At 70.8% G+C, this 20,861-nt stretch carries 18 protein-coding genes and 1 tRNA gene; 7 read left to right on the forward strand and 12 right to left on the reverse strand.

Annotated elements, in window-relative coordinates:
• Positions 1 to 53 precede the first annotated feature (53 nt).
• Genes AC07A4_RS37950 through AC07A4_RS37960 form a run of 3 tightly spaced genes read left to right on the forward strand, consistent with a single transcriptional unit; the run spans position 54 to position 2,649 of the window.
• The gene (locus tag AC07A4_RS37950) at positions 54 to 692 is read left to right on the forward strand and encodes an aminodeoxychorismate/anthranilate synthase component II (protein ID WP_478608198.1); all 639 of its coding nucleotides are present in this window, start codon (positions 54 to 56) and stop codon (positions 690 to 692) included.
• Positions 689 to 1,879, forward strand: coding sequence for a class E sortase (locus tag AC07A4_RS37955; RefSeq protein ID WP_478608201.1), 1,191 nt, complete (start codon positions 689 to 691; stop codon positions 1,877 to 1,879). The genes AC07A4_RS37950 and AC07A4_RS37955 overlap by 4 nt, the downstream gene beginning before the upstream one ends.
• Before the next feature lie 35 nt (positions 1,880 to 1,914).
• The gene (locus AC07A4_RS37960) at positions 1,915 to 2,649 is read left to right on the forward strand and encodes a class E sortase (protein WP_478608204.1); all 735 of its coding nucleotides are present in this window, start codon (positions 1,915 to 1,917) and stop codon (positions 2,647 to 2,649) included.
• 78 nt (positions 2,650 to 2,727) lie between these two features.
• On the opposite strand, the gene pknB is transcribed toward AC07A4_RS37960, so the two are convergent.
• The 6 genes from pknB to AC07A4_RS37990 all read right to left on the reverse strand — a co-directional run bounded on the left by pknB (position 2,728) and on the right by AC07A4_RS37990 (position 10,927).
• A complete protein-coding gene (gene pknB, locus AC07A4_RS37965; protein ID WP_478608207.1) occupies positions 2,728 to 4,776 on the reverse strand; it encodes a Stk1 family PASTA domain-containing Ser/Thr kinase in 2,049 nt (682 codons plus the stop codon).
• Positions 4,777 to 4,946: 170 nt separating this feature from the next.
• Complete coding sequence (locus tag AC07A4_RS37970; protein WP_478608210.1) at positions 4,947 to 6,410, reverse strand: peptidoglycan D,D-transpeptidase FtsI family protein; 1,464 nt, start codon at positions 6,408 to 6,410, stop codon at positions 4,947 to 4,949.
• On the reverse strand, positions 6,407 to 7,819 hold the full coding sequence (locus AC07A4_RS37975; protein ID WP_478608213.1) for an FtsW/RodA/SpoVE family cell cycle protein: 1,413 nt from the start codon (positions 7,817 to 7,819) through the stop codon (positions 6,407 to 6,409). The genes AC07A4_RS37970 and AC07A4_RS37975 overlap by 4 nt, the downstream gene beginning before the upstream one ends.
• 26 nt (positions 7,820 to 7,845) lie before the next feature.
• Entirely contained in the window at positions 7,846 to 9,438 is a 1,593-nt protein-coding gene (locus AC07A4_RS37980; protein WP_478608480.1) for a Stp1/IreP family PP2C-type Ser/Thr phosphatase, read from the reverse strand.
• Positions 9,439 to 9,528: 90 nt separating this feature from the next.
• Positions 9,529 to 10,053 (reverse strand): FHA domain-containing protein FhaB/FipA, encoded by a 525-nt coding sequence (locus AC07A4_RS37985; RefSeq protein ID WP_478608215.1) that lies wholly within the window; start codon positions 10,051 to 10,053, stop codon positions 9,529 to 9,531.
• Positions 10,054 to 10,063: 10 nt separating this feature from the next.
• Positions 10,064 to 10,927 carry an FhaA domain-containing protein gene (locus AC07A4_RS37990; protein ID WP_478608218.1) on the reverse strand — a complete coding sequence of 288 codons (864 nt, stop codon included), beginning with the start codon at positions 10,925 to 10,927 and terminating at the stop codon, positions 10,064 to 10,066.
• A gap of 1,347 nt (positions 10,928 to 12,274) precedes the next feature.
• On the opposite strand from AC07A4_RS37990, the gene AC07A4_RS37995 reads away from it, so the two are divergent.
• The 4 genes from AC07A4_RS37995 to AC07A4_RS38010 all read left to right on the forward strand — a co-directional run bounded on the left by AC07A4_RS37995 (position 12,275) and on the right by AC07A4_RS38010 (position 15,667).
• Positions 12,275 to 12,361, forward strand: a tRNA-Leu gene (locus AC07A4_RS37995).
• Positions 12,362 to 12,773: 412 nt separating this feature from the next.
• On the forward strand, positions 12,774 to 14,318 hold the full coding sequence (locus AC07A4_RS38000) for a DUF2252 domain-containing protein (RefSeq protein ID WP_478608221.1): 1,545 nt from the start codon (positions 12,774 to 12,776) through the stop codon (positions 14,316 to 14,318).
• 75 nt (positions 14,319 to 14,393) lie between these two features.
• Positions 14,394 to 15,257: a J domain-containing protein gene (locus AC07A4_RS38005; protein ID WP_478608224.1), complete on the forward strand. Its 864-nt coding sequence runs from the start codon at positions 14,394 to 14,396 to the stop codon at positions 15,255 to 15,257.
• Between the two features lie 80 nt (positions 15,258 to 15,337).
• The gene (locus AC07A4_RS38010) at positions 15,338 to 15,667 is read left to right on the forward strand and encodes a rhodanese-like domain-containing protein (protein WP_478608482.1); all 330 of its coding nucleotides are present in this window, start codon (positions 15,338 to 15,340) and stop codon (positions 15,665 to 15,667) included.
• 54 nt (positions 15,668 to 15,721) lie between these two features.
• Here the strand turns inward: AC07A4_RS38010 and AC07A4_RS38015 are convergent, their stop codons facing one another.
• From AC07A4_RS38015 to paaA, 6 genes are all read right to left on the reverse strand, one after another.
• Entirely contained in the window at positions 15,722 to 16,873 is a 1,152-nt protein-coding gene (locus AC07A4_RS38015; protein ID WP_478608227.1) for an acyl-CoA dehydrogenase family protein, read from the reverse strand.
• A gap of 134 nt (positions 16,874 to 17,007) precedes the next feature.
• Positions 17,008 to 18,075 (reverse strand): 1,2-phenylacetyl-CoA epoxidase subunit PaaE, encoded by a 1,068-nt coding sequence (paaE, locus tag AC07A4_RS38020; protein WP_478608229.1) that lies wholly within the window; start codon positions 18,073 to 18,075, stop codon positions 17,008 to 17,010.
• Complete coding sequence (paaD, locus tag AC07A4_RS38025) at positions 18,075 to 18,575, reverse strand: 1,2-phenylacetyl-CoA epoxidase subunit PaaD (RefSeq protein WP_478608232.1); 501 nt, start codon at positions 18,573 to 18,575, stop codon at positions 18,075 to 18,077. The genes paaE and paaD overlap by 1 nt, the downstream gene beginning before the upstream one ends.
• Positions 18,569 to 19,297 carry a 1,2-phenylacetyl-CoA epoxidase subunit PaaC gene (gene paaC / locus AC07A4_RS38030; protein ID WP_478608235.1) on the reverse strand — a complete coding sequence of 243 codons (729 nt, stop codon included), beginning with the start codon at positions 19,295 to 19,297 and terminating at the stop codon, positions 18,569 to 18,571. Before paaC ends, paaD begins: the two co-directional genes overlap by 7 nt.
• On the reverse strand, positions 19,294 to 19,584 hold the full coding sequence (gene paaB / locus AC07A4_RS38035) for a 1,2-phenylacetyl-CoA epoxidase subunit PaaB (RefSeq protein WP_478608237.1): 291 nt from the start codon (positions 19,582 to 19,584) through the stop codon (positions 19,294 to 19,296). The genes paaC and paaB overlap by 4 nt, the downstream gene beginning before the upstream one ends.
• Positions 19,581 to 20,636, reverse strand: coding sequence for a 1,2-phenylacetyl-CoA epoxidase subunit PaaA (paaA, locus tag AC07A4_RS38040; protein WP_478608240.1), 1,056 nt, complete (start codon positions 20,634 to 20,636; stop codon positions 19,581 to 19,583). Before paaA ends, paaB begins: the two co-directional genes overlap by 4 nt.
• Positions 20,637 to 20,861 lie beyond the last annotated feature (225 nt).

Genomic DNA, 20,861 nt, shown 5'->3' on the forward strand with positions numbered 1-20,861 from the left:
TTCCCCTGGGCCGAGCCCCTGCTTCCCTTCAACGACGTGACGGTGGACAACTGATGGGCGCGCGCATTCTCGTCGTGGACAACTACGACAGCTTCGTCTTCAACCTCGTCCAGTACCTGTACCAGCTGGGCGCCGAGTGCGAGGTCCTGCGCAACGACGAGGTCGAGCTGCGGCACGCGCAGGACGGCTTCGACGGCGTGCTGCTCTCGCCTGGCCCCGGCACCCCCGAACAGGCGGGCGTCTGCGTCGACATGGTGCGCCACTGCGCCGCCACCGGCGTGCCCGTCTTCGGCGTGTGCCTGGGCATGCAGTCGATGGCCGTGGCGTACGGCGGTGTCGTGGACCGGGCGCCGGAGCTCCTGCACGGCAAGACCTCGCCGGTCACGCACGAGGGCAAGGGCGTCTTCGCGGGCCTGCCGTCGCCCTTCACCGCGACCCGGTACCACTCGCTCGCCGCCGAGCCCGCCACCGTGCCCGCCGAGCTCGAGGTCACCGCCCGCACGGCGGACGGCATCATCATGGGCCTGCGCCACCGGGAACTGCCCGTCGAGGGCGTGCAGTTCCACCCGGAGTCGGTCCTCACCGAGCACGGGCACCTGATGCTGGCCAACTGGCTCACCGAGTGCGGGGACGCCGGGGCCGTCGCCCGTTCGAGCGGGCTCGCCCCGGTGGTGGGCAGGGCCACGGCGTGACCGCGGGGGCGCACGGAGGCGCCGACGCGGCGGGGGCGGGGGAGCATCCGTCTCCGTGGTTCCGCAGCGGGGCGACCCCGGGCCCGGAGCCGGAACCGACGCCTCCGGAGCCGCCGGGGCCACCACAGGCCCCAGTGCCCGACGCGTACGGCGAGGGGCCTCCGTACGCCTCTCAGCAGCCGCCCGACGCCTCTCGGCAGCCGCCCGACGACGAGACCATAGGCCTGCGGACGGCGGACACGCGCCGCATAGCCGGGGGCGGACCACCAGAGGCTCCCGGGCCGCCGGAGGCCGTCGTCCCGGGCGGCAGGGCCGCGCGGCGCAAGGCGGCCAAGCACAAGGGCCGCCGGGGCGCCAGAGCGGCCGCCAGGACCTCCGCGCCGCCCGCCGCGGGGGACGCGCCCCCCTCCGCCGGGGAAGCGCCCCGCACCACCGCGGACGCGCCCGCCACCGCCGGAGCGGCGGGCCGCCCCCTCACCCGCCTGGAGGCCCGCCGCGCCGAGCGGGCCCGCAGACCGGGCCCCGCCACCCTCGCGAGCCGCGCCATCGGGGAGCTGTTCATCACCGTCGGCGTCCTGATGCTCCTCTTCGTCACGTACCAGCTGTGGTGGACGAACATACGGGCCCATCAGCAGGCCAACGCCGCCGCCCGTGACCTGAAGGAGGACTGGGCGAAGGGCAAGGGCAAGCCCGGCGTCTTCGAACCCGGCCAGGGCTTCGCCCTGCTGCACATCCCGAAGCTCGACGTCGTGGTGCCGGTCGCCGAGAGCATCGACAAGCACAAGGTCCTCGACCGGGGCATGGTCGGCCACTACAGCGAGGGCGGCACCAAGACCCCGATGCCCGAAGCCGATCCCGGGAACTTCGCGGTCGCCGGACACCGCAACACCCACGGCGAGCCGTTCCGGTACATCAACCGGCTCAAACCGGGCGATCCGATCGTGGTGGAGACGCAGGACACGTACTTCGTCTACAAAATGGCGAGCATCCTGCCGCAGACGAGTCCGGGCAACACGGCGGTCCTCCGCCCCGTCCCGCCCGGCTCCGGCTTCACTCGACCCGGCCGCTACATCACCCTGACCACCTGCACCCCCGAGTTCACGAGTAAGTACCGGATGATCGTGTGGGGCAAGATGGTCGAAGACCGGCCACGGGCCAAGGGGAAACCGGCCGCGCTGGTCGACTAGGCGCCGGGAAAGCCGAGACAGACGGGGCAGATGCAGTGGCAGCCACCACCGACCAGGACGAGCGGACCGACGAGTCCCGGCCCGCGCGGCCGCCGCGACCGCGCGGCCGCGGCCCCCTCGCGACGGCCGTCAGCCTCTTCGGCGAACTCCTCATCACCGCGGGCGTGATCCTCGGCCTCTTCGTCGCCTACTCCCTCTGGTGGACCAACGTCATAGCGGACCGCGAGGCGAAGAAGCAGGGCGACGCCGTCCGCGACCGCTGGGCGGGCGGCCCCGGCGCCCTGAACACCAAGAACGGCATCGGCTTCCTGCACGTACCGTCCATGAGCGGCGGCGAGATCCTGGTCAAGAAGGGCACCGACACCAAGACCCTCAACGACGGTGTCGCGGGCTACTACACCGAGCCGGTCAAGTCGGCGCTGCCGCAGGACGCCAAGGGCAACTTCACCCTTGCGGCCCACCGTGACGGCCACGGCGCGAAGTTCCACAAGATCGACAAGATCGACGAGGGCGACCCGATCGTCTTCGAGTCCCGCGACAAGTGGTACGTGTACAAGGTCTTCAAGACCCTCCCCGAGACCTCCAAGTACAACGTCCGCGTCCTCGACGCCGTCCCCAAGGAGTCCGGCACGAAGAAGCCGGGCCGCTACATCACGCTGACGACGTGCACCCCCGTGTACACGTCGACGTACCGCTACGTGGTGTGGGGCGAACTGCAGCGAGTCGAGAAGGTCGACAACAAGCGCACGCCGCCGCCGGAGCTGACGTAGGCACCTACCGCGGCATGGCACGGGAAGAGCCCCGGCACCGTTCTGGTGCCGGGGCTCTTGCCGTCTACCGCTCGGGACTCAGTCCCGCAAGTGGCGGCCGAAGCCGGTGGCGCCCTCGATGAAGCCGCCTCCGCCGTCGTCGCCTCCGCCGTTGTCACCGCCGCCGTTGTCACTGCCGCCCTGCTGGCCGCCACCGCCGCCGATGGTCGTCAGGTTGATCGGGGTGCCGGGCTTGACCTTGCTGCCCGCGGGCGGGTCGGCGAGGACCACCACGGCGTCGTCGTCCTGCGGGCCCGTGATGTTGCCGACCGTTAGGTCCGCGTCCTCGATGGCGTCACGGACGTCGGAGAGCTTCTGGCCGGTGAGGGTCGGGACCTGGACGTCCTCTTCCTCGGGCTTCTTCTTGGCTACCTGGACGGCGACCTGGGAATTGGGGTCGACCTTGGTGCCCGCGACGGGAGTGGTCTGGATGACCTTGCCCTCCTCGACGCTGTCGCTCTCGACATCCGTACGGGTCGCGACGAGCCCGCTGGCCTCGATCTGCTTCTTCGCGGCCTCCCACGTCTGACCGGACACGTCCGGGACGCTGGTCTTCTGCTGCTCCTTGGCGATGTACAGGGTGACCGTGCTGCCCTGTTGCACTTCGGTACCAGTGACCGGGTCTTGTTCGAGGACCTTGCCCGCGGTCTCGGTGGAGATCCGCGGCTTGGTCTTGACCACGAGCTGGTAATCGTCGCCCTCGAGCTTCTCGGTGGCCTTGTCTTCGTCCATGCCGAGGACGCTCGGCACCGCGACCTTCGGCGCCCCCGTCGACACGACCACATTGATCGTGTCGCCCTTCTCGACCTTCGCGCCCTCCTTGGGGTCCTGCGAGCAGATCTGGCCCTTCGGGTACTTCTCGCAGGGCTCGCGCTTGGAGACGTTGATCTTCAGGTCGACGTTCTCGGCGGACTCGCGGGCTTCCTTGACGGTCTCGCCGACGAAATTCGGTGCCTTCTTGTCGTCGGCGGCGCCGCTTTCGCCGGTGAACGCCCACTTGCCGATCAGGATCGCGCCCACCAGGACGAGCACACCCGCGGCGATCAGCAGGATCGTCGACGTGTTGCTCTTCTTCTGGCGGCCGCGGCGGCCGTTCTCGTCGTAGCCGCCGTCATCCGGGTTGACCGGGGGCATCATCGACGTCTGGGCCTGGCCGGGGGCGCCGTTCTGCGGGCGCAGCATCGCCGTGGCCTGGTCGTCGGGGTGGCCGTAGCCGACCGCGCCCATCGCGGCCGTCGCGGCGACGGGCTGGCCGTCGAGGCAGGCCTCGATGTCGGCGCGCATCTCGTCCGCCGACTGGTAGCGGTAGTCCGGGTCCTTGGTGAGCGCCTTGAGCACGATCGCGTCCATCTCGGGCGTGATCTCGTGGTCGAAGACGCTCGGGGCCTGCGGCTCTTCCCGCACGTGCTGATAGGCCACCGCGACCGGGGAGTCGCCCACGAACGGCGGCCGGACGGTCAGGAGCTCGTACAGCAGGCAGCCGGTGGAGTAGAGGTCGGAGCGCGCGTCGACCTGCTCGCCCTTGGCCTGCTCCGGCGACAGGTACTGCGCGGTGCCGATCACGGCCGCGGTCTGCGTCATCGTCATGCCGGACTCGCCCATGGCGCGGGCGATGCCGAAGTCCATGACCTTGACCTGGCCGTTGCGCGTCAGCATGACGTTCGCGGGCTTGATGTCGCGGTGGACGATGCCGTTGCGGTGCGAGTACTCGAGCGCCTGGAGGATGCCGATGGTCATCTCCATGGCGCGCTCGGGCAGCAGCTTGCGCCCGGAGTGCAGCAGCTCGCGCAGCGTGGAGCCGTCGACGTACTCCATCACGATGTACGGGATGGAGATGTTGTCGACGTAGTCCTCGCCGGTGTCGTAGACCGCGACGATCGCCGGATGGTTGAGCGAGGCGGCCGACTGGGCCTCACGGCGGAACCGGGCCTGGAACGACGGGTCGCGCGCGAGGTCCACGCGCAGCGTCTTCACCGCCACGGTGCGGCCGAGGCGGGTGTCGTGCGCGAGGTAGACCTCCGCCATGCCACCGCGGCCGAGCACCTGACCCAGCTCGTACCGGCCGCCGAGGCGACGCGGCTCTTCCATAGCTAATCCAGCCCTCTCCGTCGGTCCCGACCGCACCGTGTTGCGCGGTCCGGCGGTGTGCTGTCCGGGCATACCGTACCCGGATCGCCTAACGTGACCCGGCCGCAACCGTCACCCGATACAGGACCGGTATCGCAACGTGCACCGATGTGAAGGGTCCGTGACAGGGGTCACTTCTTGCTGTCGAGGACCGCCTTCATCACGTCCCTCGCGATCGGCGCCGCGAGACCGCCACCGGAGATGTCGCCACGGCTGGCGTCACTGTCCTCGACGACCACAGCGACGGCGACCGGCGAACCCGAGTCCGTCTTGGCGTAGCTGATGAACCACGCGTACGGGTTCTTGCTGTTGTTCAGGCCGTGCTGGGCCGTGCCCGTCTTGCCGCCGACGGTGACGCCGGGGATCTTGGCCCTGGTTCCGGTGCCCTGGTTCACGACCGTCTGCATCATGTCCTGGAGCTTCTGCGCGTTCTCCTTGGACAGCGGCGTGCTCATCTCCTTCGGCGAGTGCTTCTCGATCACGTCGAGGTTCGGCGCCTGGAGTTCACGGACCATGTACGGCTCCATGAGCGTGCCGTCGTTGGCGATCGCGGAGGTCACCATCGCCATCTGCAGCGGAGTGGCGGCCGTCTCGAACTGGCCGATGGAGGACAGCGCGGTCTGCGGCCGGTCCATCTCCTTGGGGAAGACGGAGGCGTTGGAGCGGACCGGAACGAACTGCTCCTCGTTGAAGCCGAACTCCTCCGCGGTCTCCAGCATCTTCTCCTTGCCGAGGTCCGAGCCGATCTTGCCGAAGACGGTGTTGCAGGACACCCGCAGCGCCTCGCGCAGCGTGGCGTTCTTGCAGGGGATGGGGCCCTCGTTCTTCAGCTCGGTCCGGGTGTCCGGCATCGTCCACGGCAGCGGCGAGCGGGTCTTGGCGTCGATGTCCGTGTACAGGCCGTGCTCCATCGCCGCCGCGGCCGTGACCACCTTGAAGGTGGAGCCCGGCGGGTAGGTCTCGCGCAGCGCGCGGTTCAGCATCGGCTTATTGGGGTTCTTGTCCAGCTTGGTGAACTTCTCGGCCTCGTCGTTGGTGTTGCCCGCGAAGCTGGAGGGGTCGTACGACGGGGTGGAGGCGAGCGCCAGGATCGCGCCCGTCTCCGGGTCGATCGCGGCGACGGCGCCCTTGCCGAGGCCCTTCAGGCCGTTGTACGCGGCCTTCTGCGCGGCGGCGTTGAGCGTCGTGACGACGTTGCCGCCCTCCTTCTTCTTGCCGGTCAGCATGTCGAGGCTGCGGCGGAAGAAGAGCCGGTCGTCGTTGCCGGTGAGGATGCGGTCCTCGAGGGACTCGATCTGGGTGGCGCCTATGCGCTGCGAGGCGAAGCCGGTGACGGGCGACCACATGGGCCCGTTCTTGTAGGTCCGCTTGTACTTGAAGTCGTCGCCGTTGACCTTCTTGGAACCGGTGATCGGGTTGCCGTCGACGATGATGTCGCCCCGCGGCTGCGCGTACCGCTCGATGGGCACGCGGCGGTTCATGTCGTGCTCGGCGAGCTTGTCGGCCTGCACGTACTGCAGCCAGTTGTCGCGGACGAGCAGCGCGAGGACGAGCAGCCCGCAGAAGATCGCGATGCGGCGCAGGGGCTTGTTCACGGCCGTACCACCTGGGTCATCTCGGCGTCGGGGTTCGGGGCGGGCGACGGCGCGGGGCGGCGGGCGGTGTCGCTGATGCGCAGCAGGATGCCGACCAGGGCCCAGTTGGCGATCACGGACGAGCCGCCGTACGCGATGAACGGCATCGTCATACCGGTCAGCGGGATGAGGCCCATGACGCCGCCCGCGACGACGAACACCTGGATGGCGAAGGCGCCGGACAGGCCGATCGCGAGCAGCTTGCCGAACGGGTCGCGGGCCGCGAGCGCCGTGCGCACGCCGCGCTCCACGATCAGGCCGTAGATCAGCAGGATCGCCATGACACCGGCGAGGCCCAGCTCCTCGCCGTACGTGGCGAGGATGAAGTCGGAGTTGGCGGCGAAGCCGATCAGGTCGGAGTGGCCCTGGCCGAGGCCGCTGCCGAGGGTGCCGCCGGAGCCGAACGCCATCAGGGACTGGGCGATCTGGTCGGTGCCGGTGCTGGCGATGACCTCCTTGGAGAAGGGGTCGAGCCAGGCGTCCACACGCACCTTCACGTGCGGTTCGAAGGAGGCCACGGTGACGGCGCCGACGGCCGACATCAGCAGGCCGAACACGATCCAGCTGGTGCGCTCGGTGGCGACGTACAGCATCACGACGAACATGCCGAAGAACAGCAGCGACGTGCCGAGGTCGGTCTCGAAGACCAGGATCAGGATGGACATCGCCCAGACGACCAGGATCGGTCCGAGGTCGCGGCCGCGCGGCAGGTACAGGCCCATGAAGCGGCGGCTGGCGAGCGCGAGGGCGTCCCGCTTGACCATCAGGTAGCCCGCGAAGAACACCGCGATGACGATCTTCGCGAACTCGCCCGGCTGGATGGAGAAGCCGCCGACGCGGATCCAGATCTTCGCGCCGAACACGTTCATGCCGAGGCCCGGTACGAGCGGGAGCAGCAGCAGCACGATCGCGGCGACCATCGAGATGTAGGTGTACCGCTGCAGGACGCGGTGGTCCTTCAGGAGCAGCAGGACGCCCACGAACAGCGCGATGCCGACGGCCGAGTACAGGAGCTGGTTCGGCGCGGCCTCGGAGAACGTGGGGCGCTGCTGGAGCTTCTCCGACTGGTCGAGCCGCCAGATCACCACGAGCCCGAGGCCGTTGAGCAGCGTGGCCAGCGGCAGCAGCAGCGGGTCGGCGTACGGCGCGAACTTGCGCACCACCAGGTGCGCGACGCCCGCGAGCAGGCCGAGCCCAAGGCCGTACCCGAGCATGCCCGGGGGCAGTTCGCCGGAGATGGCGAGCCCCACGTTCATGTAGGCGAACAGCGGGATGACGACGGCGAACACCAGGAGCGCGAGCTCGGTGTTGCGCCGGCTCGGCGCACCGATGGCGCCGATCGTCGACGTGTGTGTAGTGCTACTGCTCATGGCGTGCGAAGGCCCCCAACGGCTGCTTACTGCTTACCGCACTGCGGGACCAGCTTCTGCTCCTCCTCGGAGAGGCTGGGACCGGTTGTGGGAGTCGGTGCGGTGGTGGACTTGGACTTGTCGTCCTTGGCGTTCTTGTCGTCGTCGGGAGGGCTGGTGGAGCTGGTGGGCGTCGGCTTCACGGTCTGGCTCGTCAGGCCGCCCGCCTCGCCCTCGGTGGGCTTGGCGCCCGGCTTGGCGTCGCTCTCCGCCCGCTCCTTGTTCTCCCGGTCGATCTTCCGGCGCTCGGCGTCCTTCTTGCACGCCGATGCCTGCAGGCCCAGCTCCTCGATCTTGCCCTGCGCGTCGTCGAGGCTGCCCTCGCCGATCGTCGCCTCGACCTGCTTGCGCTTGTACGACGGCAGGTACTTGAGTTCGATCTCGGGGTAGTCCTTCTCGATCTTCGACAGGCTGACCCAGGCCAGGTCCTGGTCGATGCCGCGGTAGAGCGCTACGTGCTCGTCCTTCGTGCCCACGTAGTACTGCGTCTGGGTCCAGCGGTAGCCGCCGTAGAGGCCGCCGCCGATCACGGCGAGCGCGAGCGCCGTGTACAGCGATCTCTTCAGCCACTTGCGGCCGCCGCCGGGCTTCACGAAGTCCTCGTCGCCGTACGTCCCGAAGGCGTCCTCGGGGACGTACTCCGGGTTGTCGCCGCTGCCGGGCGGGCCGAAGCCGGCCGACGACGGCGGGTTCGGACGGCCCAGGCCCGAGGCGCGGCCCGCCGGGGTCTGCATGGCGCCGCCGTCGTTCGCCTGGAGCTGGTTCTCGGCGACCGCGCCGACCACCACGGGGGTGTCGGACAGCTGGCCCGCGAGGGTGTCACCGGTGTCGATGTCCAGGACGTCGGCGACGATCACCGTGATGTTGTCGGGGCCGCCGCCGCGCAGCGCGAGCTGGATCAGCTCCTGCACGGTCTCCTGGGGGCCCTGGTAGCTGGCGAGGGTGTCCTCCATCGTCTGGTGGGACACCACGCCCGACAGGCCGTCGGAGCAGATCAAGTACCGGTCGCCCGCGCGGACTTCGCGGATCGAGAGGTCCGGCTCCACGTGGTCGCCGCTGCCGAGCGCGCGCATCAGCAGCGAGCGCTGCGGATGCGTGGTGGCCTCTTCCTCGGTGATGCGGCCCTCGTCGACGAGCCGCTGCACCCAGGTGTGGTCCTGGGTGATCTGGGTGAGGACGCCGTCGCGCAGCAGGTACGCGCGCGAGTCGCCGACGTGGACGAGGCCGAGGCGCTGTCCGGTCCACAGCAGGGCGGTGAGCGTCGTGCCCATGCCCTCCAACTGCGGGTCCTCCTCGACCATGAGCCGCAGCTGGTCGTTGGCCCGCTGCACGGCCGTGCCCAGCGAGGTGAGGATGTCCGAGCCCGGCACGTCGTCGTCGAGCGTGACGAGCGTGGAGATCACCTCGGAGCTCGCGACCTCGCCCGCCGCCTGGCCCCCCATGCCGTCGGCGATGGCGAGGAGCCGCGGACCGGCGTAACCGGAGTCCTCGTTCCCCTCCCGGATCATGCCTTTGTGCGATCCGGCGGCGAAGCGCAGTGACAGACTCATGCGCACCTCGCCCGTCGGCTCCGGGTACATCCGCACGGTGCCCACCCTCCGGTCGGGAGCGCGCTGGCGTCCTGTGTCTGGACCGCGTCGGCTCGCTCGCTCCGCTCGCTCATTGTCGTACTACTTCCGCAGCTCGATGACGGTCTTGCCGATGCGGATCGGCGCGCCCAGCGGAACGGGCGTCGGGGTGGTCAGGCGGGTCCGGTCCAGATACGTGCCGTTGGTGGACCCGAGGTCCTCGACGATCCACTGGCCGTCACGGTCCGGGTAGATCCTGGCATGCCTGCTGGAGGCGTAGTCGTCGTCCAGCACGATGGTGGAGTCGTGGGCCCGGCCGAGCGAGATCGTCTGGCCCTGCAGCGCGACCGTCGTGCCCGTGAGGGTGCCTTCGGAGACGACCAGCTTCGTCGGCGCACCGCGGCGCTGGCGGCCCCCACCGCTCTGGCGCCCGCCGGCGGCCTGCTGGCGCTGCTGCGGTGGCGCCGCCTGCCGGGCGGCCTGGCGGCCGCCCTCGCGGCGCGAGCCGCGCTGCGTGACGCGCGTACCGAACAGGTCGCTGCGGATGACCTGGACGGCCACGATCACGAACAGCCACAGAACGGCCAGGAAACCCAGCCGCATGACCGTCAGGGTCAGCTCTGACATTGCCCCCGCTTCACCCTTCGGCTTGCCGGTAAATGATGGTGGTGCTGCCCACGACGATCCGCGAGCCGTCGCGGAGCGTAGCGCGGGTGGTGTGCTGCCCGTCTACCACGATGCCGTTGGTAGACCCGAGATCCTGGATCGTCGAGGGCGTTCCGGTCCGGATCTCACAGTGCCGGCGCGAGACGCCGGGGTCGTCGATCCGCACATCGGCGTCGGTGCTGCGGCCCAGCACCAGCGTCGGGCGGGAGATCTGGTGGCGATTGCCGTTGATCTCAATCCAGCGCCGTACCTGCGCGCCCGTGGGGGCGCCGGCACCCGGTCGGCCCGGGGCCTGCCCGGGACGGCCCGCGCTCGCGCCGGGAGGCGGAGCGGCGGGCATGGGAGGGGCGTCGGAGACGCCCTGCGGCTGGCCGAAGCCGCCGCGGGGGGCCGGTCCCGCGCCCCCGGGGCCTCCAGGGCCGCCGGGGGGGTCCCCGGGGCCCTGAGGAGTCTGGGAGGTGCTGGACGCGAGCGTGCGGCTGCGCACCCGATACAGGCCGGTGTCGAGGTCCTCGGCCTTCTCCAGGTGGACCTTGATCGGGCCCATGAAGCTGTACCGCTGCTGCTTGGCGTACTCGCGCACCATGCCGGACAGCTCGTCGCCGAGCTGTCCCGAGTACGGGCTCAGGCGCTCGAAGTCAGGGGTGCTGAGCTCCACGATGAAGTCGTTCGGGACGACCGTCCGCTCGCGGTTCCAGATCGTCGCGTTGTTGTCGCACTCGCGCTGCAGGGCGCCGGCGATCTCGACGGGCTGGACCTCGGACTTGAACACCTTGGCGAAGGTGCCGTTGACCAGACCTTCGAGTCGTTGCTCGAACTTCTTCAGGACTCCCATGGGGCACCTCCTCCGTCGTTGTCATCCTCGTACTGCTTACTGATCGTATCCACGCGCCGGGAAATCAGCTGGTTCCCCCTGTCTGCCCAGACCACGAGTGTCGCCTCTCACAAGGCATGCCCGCACCGCTCTTCCGCGATCCTCCGGGTTCCTTCAGGGATCCTCCGGAGACCTTCCGGGGTTCCGCCGGGGCTTCCGGCGGTGGTCCGGGGTCGATCTTCAGGGATCGTTCAGGGGCACCTTCGGGAACCATCTTGGGAACCGCTTCTGGGGCTCCGTCGGCGGCCGCGTCCGGGGCTCCAGGCGCTGCCGCGTCCGGGGATCCGTGCGCTGCCGCGTCCTCGGATCCGTGCGCTGCCGCTCCAGGGGCTCCTTTGGCGACGGTCTCAGGGCGTCCGGGGCCCAGGGCCGCCAGGGCTCCGTCGGCAACCGATCGGGGGTGCCGATCGGAGGTCCGTTCAGCCTTCCCGTTCAGGGGTTCCTCCGGATTCAGGGGTTCCTCCGGCATCCGGCGCGTACGCCGTCGTCCGGAGCTGTCGCGGGTCCGTGAGCTGTCGCGTTTCCGTGAGCTTTCGCGGTTTCGTACGGAGCCCGATTGGGTCCGCCGGAACCCGCTCGGGTCCTCGGGTCTCACCCAGGCACTGGGGTCCTCGGGTCCTGCTGGGCCCGCCAGGCCTGCCGTGCTCGCTCCGCCCTCTTCGTCTTCCTCTCTTCTTCCCTTTCGTGCCGCCTGCCGCTTGCCGCTGTGCCGTCTGCTGCCTCGCCCTGCCGCCTCGCCGCGCCGCCTTCCGCGTGCGCTTCGTCGCGCCGCGCCGCGTTGCGCCGTGGCCGCCAGGGCCGCCGCCGGGTCCCCGGATGTTCTCTCCGGCTTCCGGCCGTGTTTCCGCCGAGCTTCCCGGCGGAACCCTCGGGCCCTCGTGCGTTCGGCCCGGCCCCTCTTCACCACGGATCGTAGAGGGGCTCTCGAGACAGTGTCCCGCACGTGGCTGTGGACCTTGGAGGAGGACTTGACGGGCGGCTCGGTTGCGTCCGGCGGCGCTTCGTCGGGCGCGGGGTGGACGTGGGCGGGGCGCGTGCGCGGGGCGAGGGGGCGGTGCCGGTGGCCGTCGTGCCGTGTGACCGGTCGTGCGACCAGCTGCGTGAGCGGTCACGTGGGCGGTCACGTGGGCGGTCACGTGAGCAGTCACGTGACCAGGCGGTACGGGACCCCGGGCCGGGGTCCGGCCGCGGGCCCCTCTGCAGGTGCCCGCACATACGGATGTGAATCCACCCGCTGCAGCGTGCTAATCTTCTGGATGTCGGCAGGCGCTCGCACCACACAGTGAGAGACCCAAAGACAACACCCATGCGCGGGTGGCGGAATAGGCAGACGCGCTGGATTCAGGTTCCAGTGCCCGAAAGGGCGTGGGGGTTCAACTCCCCCCTCGCGCACCAGTCAGAGAGACCCCAGATTCATCTGGGGTCTCTCTGCTTTTGTGGGTGCGTTGAGGCCTGGAGGCCTCGGTGTCTTGCGACCCGGGTGCCTTGAGGTCTGGGCGTCCTGAGCTCTGGGTGTCTTGAGGTCTTGAGGGTTTGCCCTGTTCTCGTGTCCCCTTCTTGCGCCCGCGCCTCCTGAGGCTCCCCGATGCTCTTCGGCCTCACGACCCCCTGCCGTAGCCGGTGATGTATGTCACCCGAGGGCTGGGGCGGAGAGGGTCCGGCGAAGTTATCCACAGGCTGTGACGGCGGTTCGCTCGCGGCGGTACGGTCAATGCCAGTTGATGTTCGCGCCGCCGCACGACGCCTCGGACCTCGGTACGGGGCAGGCGCCGCCGGGTGCGCGCGGACAACCGGAACTCGGGGGGCGATGGCCGTGACTGAGACAACTGACACACCAGGCGCAGGCGGACCGGCCGGGTCTGGGAGCGCCGAGGCGGCACTGCCGGGGCCGCGCGATCCGCGAGGCGTGCGAAGGCTGCCGCACGTGGACGGATTCGCGGGCTTCCCCGCGCCCGCACCCGGAGCCGCATCCGGAGCCGCCGGGCAGCCCGGCGGGCCCAAGCAGGAAGGCAAGTCCCTGCGCACCCGCGTCCCGCGCTCCACGCACGCGGCGTACACGGCGGACGATCACCGTCCCGACCCCCTCTCCGTCCTGGAGGACACCAACCGCGGCCGAATCCCGGAGCTCACCCCGATCCGGACCGGCAGGATGGCCGCCAGCCCCTTCGCCTTCCTGCGCGGTTCGGCCGGGCTCATGGCCTACGACCTCGCGCGCACGCCCCTCACCGGCATCGGCGCACAGATCTGCGGCGACGCCCACGCGGCCAACTTCGGCCTGTACGCGGACGCGCGCGGCGGACTCATCATCGACCTGAACGACTTCGACGAAACCGCGCACGGCCCCTGGGAGTGGGACGTCAAGCGCCTGGCTACCTCCCTCGTCCTCGCGGGCCGCGAAGCCGGTGCCACGGAGGAGGCCTGCGAGGAAGCCGCCTACGACGCCGTCGGCGCCTACCGCCGCACCATGCGCCTGCTCGCCAAGCTCCCCGTCCTCGACGCGTGGAACGCGATCGCCGACGAGGAACTGGTCTCCCACACCGACGCCCGCGACCTGCTCGGCACCCTCGACCGCGTCTCGCAGAAGGCACGCCAGAACACCAGCGCCCGCTTCGCCGCCAAGTCGACCGAGCCGGTCACCGCCGCCGAGGAGACCCCCGGCGGCGTCCCCCCCAGACGCTTCGTCGACGCGCCCCCGGTCCTGCGCCGCGTACCGGACGCCGAAGCCGCCGCGGTCGCCCTGGCCCTGGGGGAGTACCGGAACACGCTGCCCGAGGACCGCCTCCCCCTGCTCGCGCGGTACGCGATCCAGGACGTGGCGTTCCGCGTCGTGGGCACCGGAAGCGTGGGCCTGCGCTCCTACGTGGTGCTGCTCCTGGACCACCGGGGCGAGCCACTGGTGCTTCAGGTCAAGGAGGCGTCCCCCTCCGCGCTGCTGCCCCATCTGCCGACGGTGGGGTTCAAGGAGCAGGACACCGTCCACGAGGGCCGCCGTGTCGTGCTCGGCCAGAAGCGCATGCAGGTCGTCAGCGACTTCCTGCTCGGCTGGACGACGATCGATGGACGGCCGTTCCAGGTACGGCAGTTCAGGAACCGCAAGGGCAGCGTCGACCCGGCCGCGCTCGCCCCGGACCAGCTCGACGACTACGGCCGCATGACCGGAGCGCTCCTCGCCCGCGCCCACGCCCACAGCGCCGACCCCCGGCTCATCGCCGGGTACTGCGGCAAGAACGACGAACTGGACGAGGCGATAGCCGCGTTCGCGGTGACGTACGCCAACCGCACGGAAGCCGATCACGCACTGCTGGTCGCCGCTGTCAGAGAGGGGCGGGTCCCGGCGGAGACGGGGGTGTGACGAGGGCGTGACGGGGTGTGGCGAGCTGGGGCGCCGTGTGAGGAGCCCGCCGCACCCGTGGCCTACGCTGGGTGGGTGACGACCCCGGAAGCCGAGCCGACGCAGGACGAGATGCCCGAGGAGCGGCCCGAGACGCCCGCACAGACGCGACGGGACGACGGTCAGGAACGACCCGAGGCCCGGCTTGAGAACGCCGTGCGGGCGGCCGAGCAGGCGCTGATCGAGTACGAGATCGCGGTGGAGACGTTCCGCGTCGAGGTGGAGAACTTCTCCCGGCTGCACCACCAGAAGCTCGGCCCGATGTACACGCGGCTCGACGAGCTGGACGCGCTGATCGCCGAGGCGGTGGCGGCGCGCTCCGGCGACCCGGAGGACCGGCGCAAGGCGGAGGAGGCGCGGGCGCGGGTGCAGCCGATGCCGGGCGTGGAGGAGCTCTTCCACGGCTGGATGGACAGCGAGGGGCTGCTGCCCGAGGCGGCCGCGATGCTGACCGAGCAGTCGGTGCGGCCGCCGCAGCGGGTGCGGCCGAGCGACGAGGCCCGCAAGCTCTACCGCGAGCTGGCCCGCAAGGCCCACCCCGACCTCGCGCAGGACGAGCCGGAGCGGGAGCGGCGCGAGGCGTTCATCACGCGGGTGAACGCGGCGTACGGCCGTGGCGACGAGGCGATGCTGCGCGAGCTCCTGGAGGAGTGGAGCGCCGGACCGGTGCCCGAGGAGTCGCGGCCCACCCCCAGCGAGGAGCTGTACGCCCGCCTCGAGTGGCTGTCGCGGCGCAAGGAGCTGCTGACGGTGGTCGCCGGGGAGCTGGAGGAGAGCGCGATCGGCGCGATGCTGAAGCTGGCGCCGGACGACCCCGACCGGCTCCTCGAGGAGATCGCCGAGCAGCTGCTGACGCAGGTGGCTGAGCGCGAGGCGGAGCTGGAGCGGCTCACCGCCTGAGCGGCGGCCGACGGGGCACGCGGGCTGTGTCGCGGGCGGCGGGGTCGGGTAGCGTCGGTGGCATGGAATTCGGTTCTGGTGTGCCCACGGTCACGGTCGCTGACCTTTCGGACGGAGACTTCCTGCTCGACGTTCGCGAGGACGATGAGTGGCAGGCCGGTCACGCGGCGGACGCGTTGCACATCCCGATGAGTGATTTCGTGGCCCGCTTCGGGGAGTTGACCGAGGCGGCGCCCCAGGACGGCCGGGTGAACGTGATCTGCCGGTCCGGCGGCCGTTCGGCACAGGTGACCATGTACCTCGCGCAGCAGGGCATCGACGCCGTGAACGTCGACGGCGGCATGCAGGTCTGGGAGGCCTCGGGGAAGCCCGTCGTCGACGGCAAGGGCCAGCCGGGCACCGTGATCTAGGACGGTGCCGCGCGGCGCGGGACGCCTGGTGCCGTCCCGCGCGGACGTGTTGTCTCAGCCGGGGGCGTGGGCGGCCAGCAGGTCGCCGAGCGCTTCCTCGTGTGCCGCTGCCGGACCGAGGGACAGTTCCAGGTGCTTGGCCCAGGCGTGGTAGCGGTGCAGGGGGTAGTCGGTGTCGGCACCGAAGCCTCCGTGCAGGTGTTGCGCGGTCTGCACGACACGGCGCACGCCGTCCGAGGCCCAGGTCTTGGCCACCGCTACGTCCGCGCTGACCGGCAGCGGTCCGTCGTGGCCTGTGCTGGTGTGGCCGGGGGCGCCGAGGCGCCAGGCGGCCTGCCAGAGTGTGGCCTCCATCGCCCGCAGGTCGATGTAGCGGTCGGCGGCCTGGACCGCGACGGCCTGGAACGTGGCGATGGGATGGCCGAACTGCTCGCGCTTTCCGGCGTATTCGCTGGTCATGCGGAGGACGCCGTCGCCGAGACCGAGCGCGAGCGCGCAGGTGCCGGTGGCCAGCAGATCACGCAGGAAGTCCCAGGCGCCGTCGGCGGTGATGAGCTCGGGGGCCGTGACGCGTACGGAGTCCAGGCGTAGTTCGGCGAGCCGCTCGCCGGTGGTGGAGATCTGCTCGGCGAGCGTGAGGCCGGGGGCGGTTCGGGGGACGACGGCGAGGACCGTACGGCCTTCGGAGGCGGTGGCGGGGACGACGACGAGGTCCGCGTTGTGGGCCCAGGACACGGCGGTCTGGGTGCCGTCCAGGAGCCAGTCGGCGCCGTCGGGCCGTGCGGTGACGGCGAGTTCGGCGCCGTCGTGGCCGGTGCGGCCGTGCGGGGCGACGGTCAGCACGAGTTCCCCGCGGGCGGCTCGCGGCAGCACGCGCTGCTTCAACGCGTCGCCGCCGTAGGTTCCGATGGCGTAGGTGGCCGCGCCGGACTCAAGGAGCGGGACCCGGGCCAGGACCTTCGCCGATTCCCGCAGCACGAGGCAGAGCGCGATGACGTCCAGGCCGGACCCGCCGTACTCCGGGTCGAGGTGCAGGCTGAGCAGGTCCGCCGCGGCGAGCTTCGACCAGAGCGCGCGGTCGAAGTCATCGGCGACGGCGCCGGGCGTCAGGGCGGGGCTGGGCACGCCGTCCGGCGCGACGCCGGTGAAGAGGGCCTTGGCCGCTTCGAGCGCCGCCTGCTGTTCCTCGGTGAAGGTGAAGTCCACTGCTCGTCCTCCCGCGTACCGGCCTGGTCGTGTCCGTCCGCTCCGCCCACGGTGTCTGACGGAGCGTCAAGATAGAACAGGTTCTAAGGGAAGGGAACAGAAGCCAACGGGATCGGCCGGGTCCGCGCCCGGGTTCAGCGGTCGAAGTCCAGCTCCACCTTGTCCGTGGTGGGATGGGACTGGCAGGCCAGTACATAACCGGCCTCGGTCTCCTCCGGCTCCAGCGCGAAGTTCCGGTCCATCCGGATCCCGCCGGACACCTTGAAGGCCCGGCAGGTGCCGCACACGCCGCCCTTGCAGGCGAACGGGGCGTCCGCGCGGTTGCGCAGCACCGTGTCGAGCAGGGACTCCCCGGCCCGCACCGGCCAGGTGCCGGAGCGGCCGTCGAGGGTCACGGTGACGCTGCTGTGCTCCGGCGCCGGAGCCTGGGCGGCGGGCGCCGGAGCCTCGTCCACATGGAAGATCTCCTCGTGGACACGGCGCCGGTCCACTCCCAGGGAGCGCAGCGTCCGCTCGGCGCTCTGCACCAGGCCGTACGGACCGCAGAGGAACCAGCCGTCGACCTCGGTCACCGGAAGGAGCGCGGGCAGCAGGTCCGCGAGCCGGTCCTGGTCGAGGCGCCCGGAGGTGAGCCCGGCCTGCTGTTCCTCGCGGGAGAGCACCGTCACCAGCTGGAACCGGTCGGGCCACCGGTCCTTGAGGTCGGCGACCTCCTCCAGGAACATCGTGGACGCCGTCGTGCGGTCGCTGCGTATGAGGCAGAACTCGGCTCGCGGCTCCCGCTCCAGGAGCGTGGTGACGATGGAGAGGACCGGGGTGATGCCGCTGCCGCCGACCACCGCGGCGTACCGCCCGGGCGCGGGTGCCAGGGTGAAGCGGCCCGCCGGGGTCATCACCTCCAGCTCGTCCCCCACGGCTATTTCCTTGTGCGCGTACGTCGAGAAGGCGCCGCCGTCCACCACGCGGACGCCCACGCGCAGCGCCCTTGGCCCTTCGGCGGTGTCAGGGGCGGCCGCCGGGGAGCAGATGGAGTAGGTGCGCCGGATCTCCTCGCCGTCCACGACGCGGCGGATGGCGAGGTGCTGGCCCGGGGCGTAGCGGTAGTCCGCGCGCAGGGGCTCGGGCACGTCGAAGGTCAGGGCCACGGAGTCGTCGGTGAGCCGGTCGACGGCCGCTACGCGCAGCGGGTGGAAGCGCGCCATCACAGCTCCTTGAAGTGGTCGAAGGGCTCACGGCAGGCGACGCAGCGGCGCAGGGCCTTGCACGCGGTCGACGAGAAGCGGCTGAGCAGCTCGGTGTCGGCGGAGCCGCAGTGGGGGCAGCGGACCGTGAGCGCGATCGGCACCGGTCCTTCGGCGGCGTGCGGGCGGGGCGGGGCGATGCCGAACTCGGCGAGTTTGCGGCGGCCTTCGGCGCTGATGTCGTCCGTGGACCAGGCCGGGGAGAGCACCGTGCGCACCTGGACGTCGGCCATGCCGTGCTCGTGCAGGACCTGCTCTATGTCCGCGGCCATGGCCTCGATCGCCGGACAGCCCGTGTACGTCGGTGTCAGCTCGACCTCGACGCGGCCGGGGCCGCTGACGTGGACGGCGCGCACCACGCCGAGCTCGGCCAGCGTCAGGACGGGCAGCTCGGGGTCGGGCACCGAGCCCGCCAGGTCCCGGAGCCGCTCCTCGAGGGCGGTGGGCGCGGAGGTCACCATGACGCCCCCGGGTGGCTGCGGTGCAGGTGCTGCATCTCGGCGAGCATCCGCCCGAAAGACTCCGTGTGCAGCCCCTCGCGTCCGGCGCCCGCCGTCCACGCCCCGCTCTGGGCACCCTCCGGGACGGTGAGCGTGGCCTGCTCGATCACCTCGGTGACCCTGGCGGTCCACTGCTCCCGCAGCCCCTGCCAGTCCAGGTCGAGGCCCTCCACCGGCTGGGACAGCTCGCCCGTGAACCGCCACAGCGCGTCGAGGGCGCGCTGCATCCGCTCGTGGCTCTCGGCCGTGCCGTCGCCGAGCCGGAGCGTCCACTGCTCGGCGTGGTCCTGGTGGTAGGCGACTTCCTTGGCGGCCTTCGCGGCCAGGGGGGCCAGCTCGCTGTCCGTGGCGGCGAGTTGGCCGTACAGGAGGCCTTGGTGGACGGAGAAGTACAGCTGGCGGGCGATGGTGTGGGCGAAGTCGCCGTTCGGCTGCTCGACCAGCTGGACGTTGCGGAAGGCGCGCTCCTCGCGGAGGTACGCCAGCTCGTCCTCGTCGCCCGCCAGGGAGAGCAGGACGCGGGCCTGGCCGAGCAGGTCCAGGGCGATGTTCGCCAGGGCGACCTCTTCTTCGAGGACGGGCGCGTGGCCCGCCCACTCTCCCAGGCGGTGCGAGAGCACCAAGGCGTCGTCGCCGAGGGCGAGTGCCGCGGCGTGGGCCGTGGTGAGGGGCGTGGGGGTCACAGGTGCTTCACTCCTTCCGGGATGTCGTAGAACGTCGGGTGGCGGTAGGGCTTGTCGGCGGACGGTTCGAAGAAGGAGTCCTTCTCGTCCGGCGAGGAGGCGGTGATCTCGGCGGACGGCACGACCCAGATGGAGACGCCCTCGTTCCTGCGGGTATACAGATCCCGGGCGTTGCGCAGGGCCATGGCGGCGTCCGGAGCGTGCAGGCTGCCCGCGTGCGTGTGGGACAGGCCGCGCCGAGAGCGCACGAACACTTCCCACAGGGGCCATTCGGTCGAGCTGCTCATGCGGTCGCCTCCCCGTGTGCGCCGATCGTCGCGGGCCGGCGGTCCTTGTCGTGGTCGGTGTGCTTCGCGGCGTACGCGGCGGCTGCCTCGCGCACCCAGGTGCCCTGCTCGTGGGCGTTCCTGCGCTGGGTGATGCGCTGGTCGTTGCACGGGCCGTTGCCCTTGAGGACCGAGCGGAACTCGCTCCAGTCGATGGGGCCGAAGTCGTGGTGCTCCCGCTGCTCGTTCCAGCGCAGCTCGGGGTCGGGCAGCGTCAGGCCGAGGGACTCGGCCTGGGGGACGCAGATGTCCACGAAGCGCTGGCGCAGCTCGTCGTTCGAGTGGCGCTTGATCTTCCAGGTCATGGACTGCTCGGAGTGCGCCGACTCGGCGTCGGGCGGGCCGAACATCATCAGGGACGGCCACCACCAGCGGTTCACGGCGTCCTGGGCCATCTCGTGCTGTTCGGGGGTGCCGCGGCTGAGGGCCAGCAGCAGTTCGTACCCCTGGCGCTGGTGGAAGGACTCCTCCTTGCAGACGCGAACCATCGCGCGGGCATAGGGGCCGTACGAACAGCGGCAGAGCGGCACCTGGTTGGTGATCGCCGCGCCGTCCACGAGCCAGCCGATCGCGCCTACGTCCGCCCAGGTCAGGGTCGGGTAGTTGAAGATCGATGAGTACTTCTGGCGGCCCGAGTGGAGTTTGTCGAGGAGCTCGTCGCGGCTGACGCCGAGCGTTTCCGCCGCGCTGTACAGATACAGGCCGTGGCCCGCCTCGTCCTGGACCTTGGCCATCAGGATCGCCTTGCGGCGCAGCGACGGGGCGCGCGTGATCCAGTTGGCCTCCGGCTGCATGCCGATGATCTCGGAGTGGGCGTGCTGCGCGATCTGGCGCACGAGCGTGGCGCGATAGGCGTCCGGCATCCAGTCGCGCGGCTCGATGCGGTCGTCGGCCGCCACGGCCGCGTCGAACGCGGACTCGAGCGCGGTGATGTCCACGGGCACGGCGCCGTCCGTGGCGCCGGACGCGCGGTGGTCCTGTGCCACGCCGGGCGGCTGGTGCGCTGTCGCCATCTCGGTCCCCCTCGACCTCGGGCAGAGTCTGCGTCTCCCGGCGGCTCCCGACCGATCGTTCGGTCCGCCGGAATTCAATGGTGCGGCGCCTCGCCATAAGGTGTCAACCCTGTGGATAACCTCCGGGGCGCTGTGCCTGGCAGGCAGGCCTGAGTACCGTTCCGGCGGCAGGGTTCGGTGCGGGATCGGGAAGCGGGACGCAATGGACGCCTATGACAAGGGCCC

The sequence above is a fragment of the Streptomyces sp. NPDC043996 genome, from assembly GCF_056435225.1.

What these genes read in the sequence shown, in the direction of transcription:
- AC07A4_RS37950 (WP_478608198.1), top strand. Translation starts at nt 54, where the DNA reads ATGGGCGCGCGCATTCTCGTCGTGGACAACTACGACAGCTTCGTCTTC.
- pknB (WP_478608207.1), bottom strand. Translation starts at nt 4,776, where the DNA reads ATGGAAGAGCCGCGTCGCCTCGGCGGCCGGTACGAGCTGGGTCAGGTG.
- AC07A4_RS37975 (WP_478608213.1), bottom strand. Translation starts at nt 7,819, where the DNA reads ATGAGCAGTAGCACTACACACACGTCGACGATCGGCGCCATCGGTGCG.
- AC07A4_RS37980 (WP_478608480.1), bottom strand. Translation starts at nt 9,438, where the DNA reads ATGTACCCGGAGCCGACGGGCGAGGTGCGCATGAGTCTGTCACTGCGC.
- AC07A4_RS37985 (WP_478608215.1), bottom strand. Translation starts at nt 10,053, where the DNA reads ATGTCAGAGCTGACCCTGACGGTCATGCGGCTGGGTTTCCTGGCCGTT.
- AC07A4_RS37990 (WP_478608218.1), bottom strand. Translation starts at nt 10,927, where the DNA reads ATGGGAGTCCTGAAGAAGTTCGAGCAACGACTCGAAGGTCTGGTCAAC.
- AC07A4_RS38000 (WP_478608221.1), top strand. Translation starts at nt 12,774, where the DNA reads ATGGCCGTGACTGAGACAACTGACACACCAGGCGCAGGCGGACCGGCC.
- paaE (WP_478608229.1), bottom strand. Translation starts at nt 18,075, where the DNA reads ATGGCGCGCTTCCACCCGCTGCGCGTAGCGGCCGTCGACCGGCTCACC.
- paaD (WP_478608232.1), bottom strand. Translation starts at nt 18,575, where the DNA reads ATGGTGACCTCCGCGCCCACCGCCCTCGAGGAGCGGCTCCGGGACCTG.
- paaB (WP_478608237.1), bottom strand. Translation starts at nt 19,584, where the DNA reads ATGAGCAGCTCGACCGAATGGCCCCTGTGGGAAGTGTTCGTGCGCTCT.
- paaA (WP_478608240.1), bottom strand. Translation starts at nt 20,636, where the DNA reads ATGGCGACAGCGCACCAGCCGCCCGGCGTGGCACAGGACCACCGCGCG.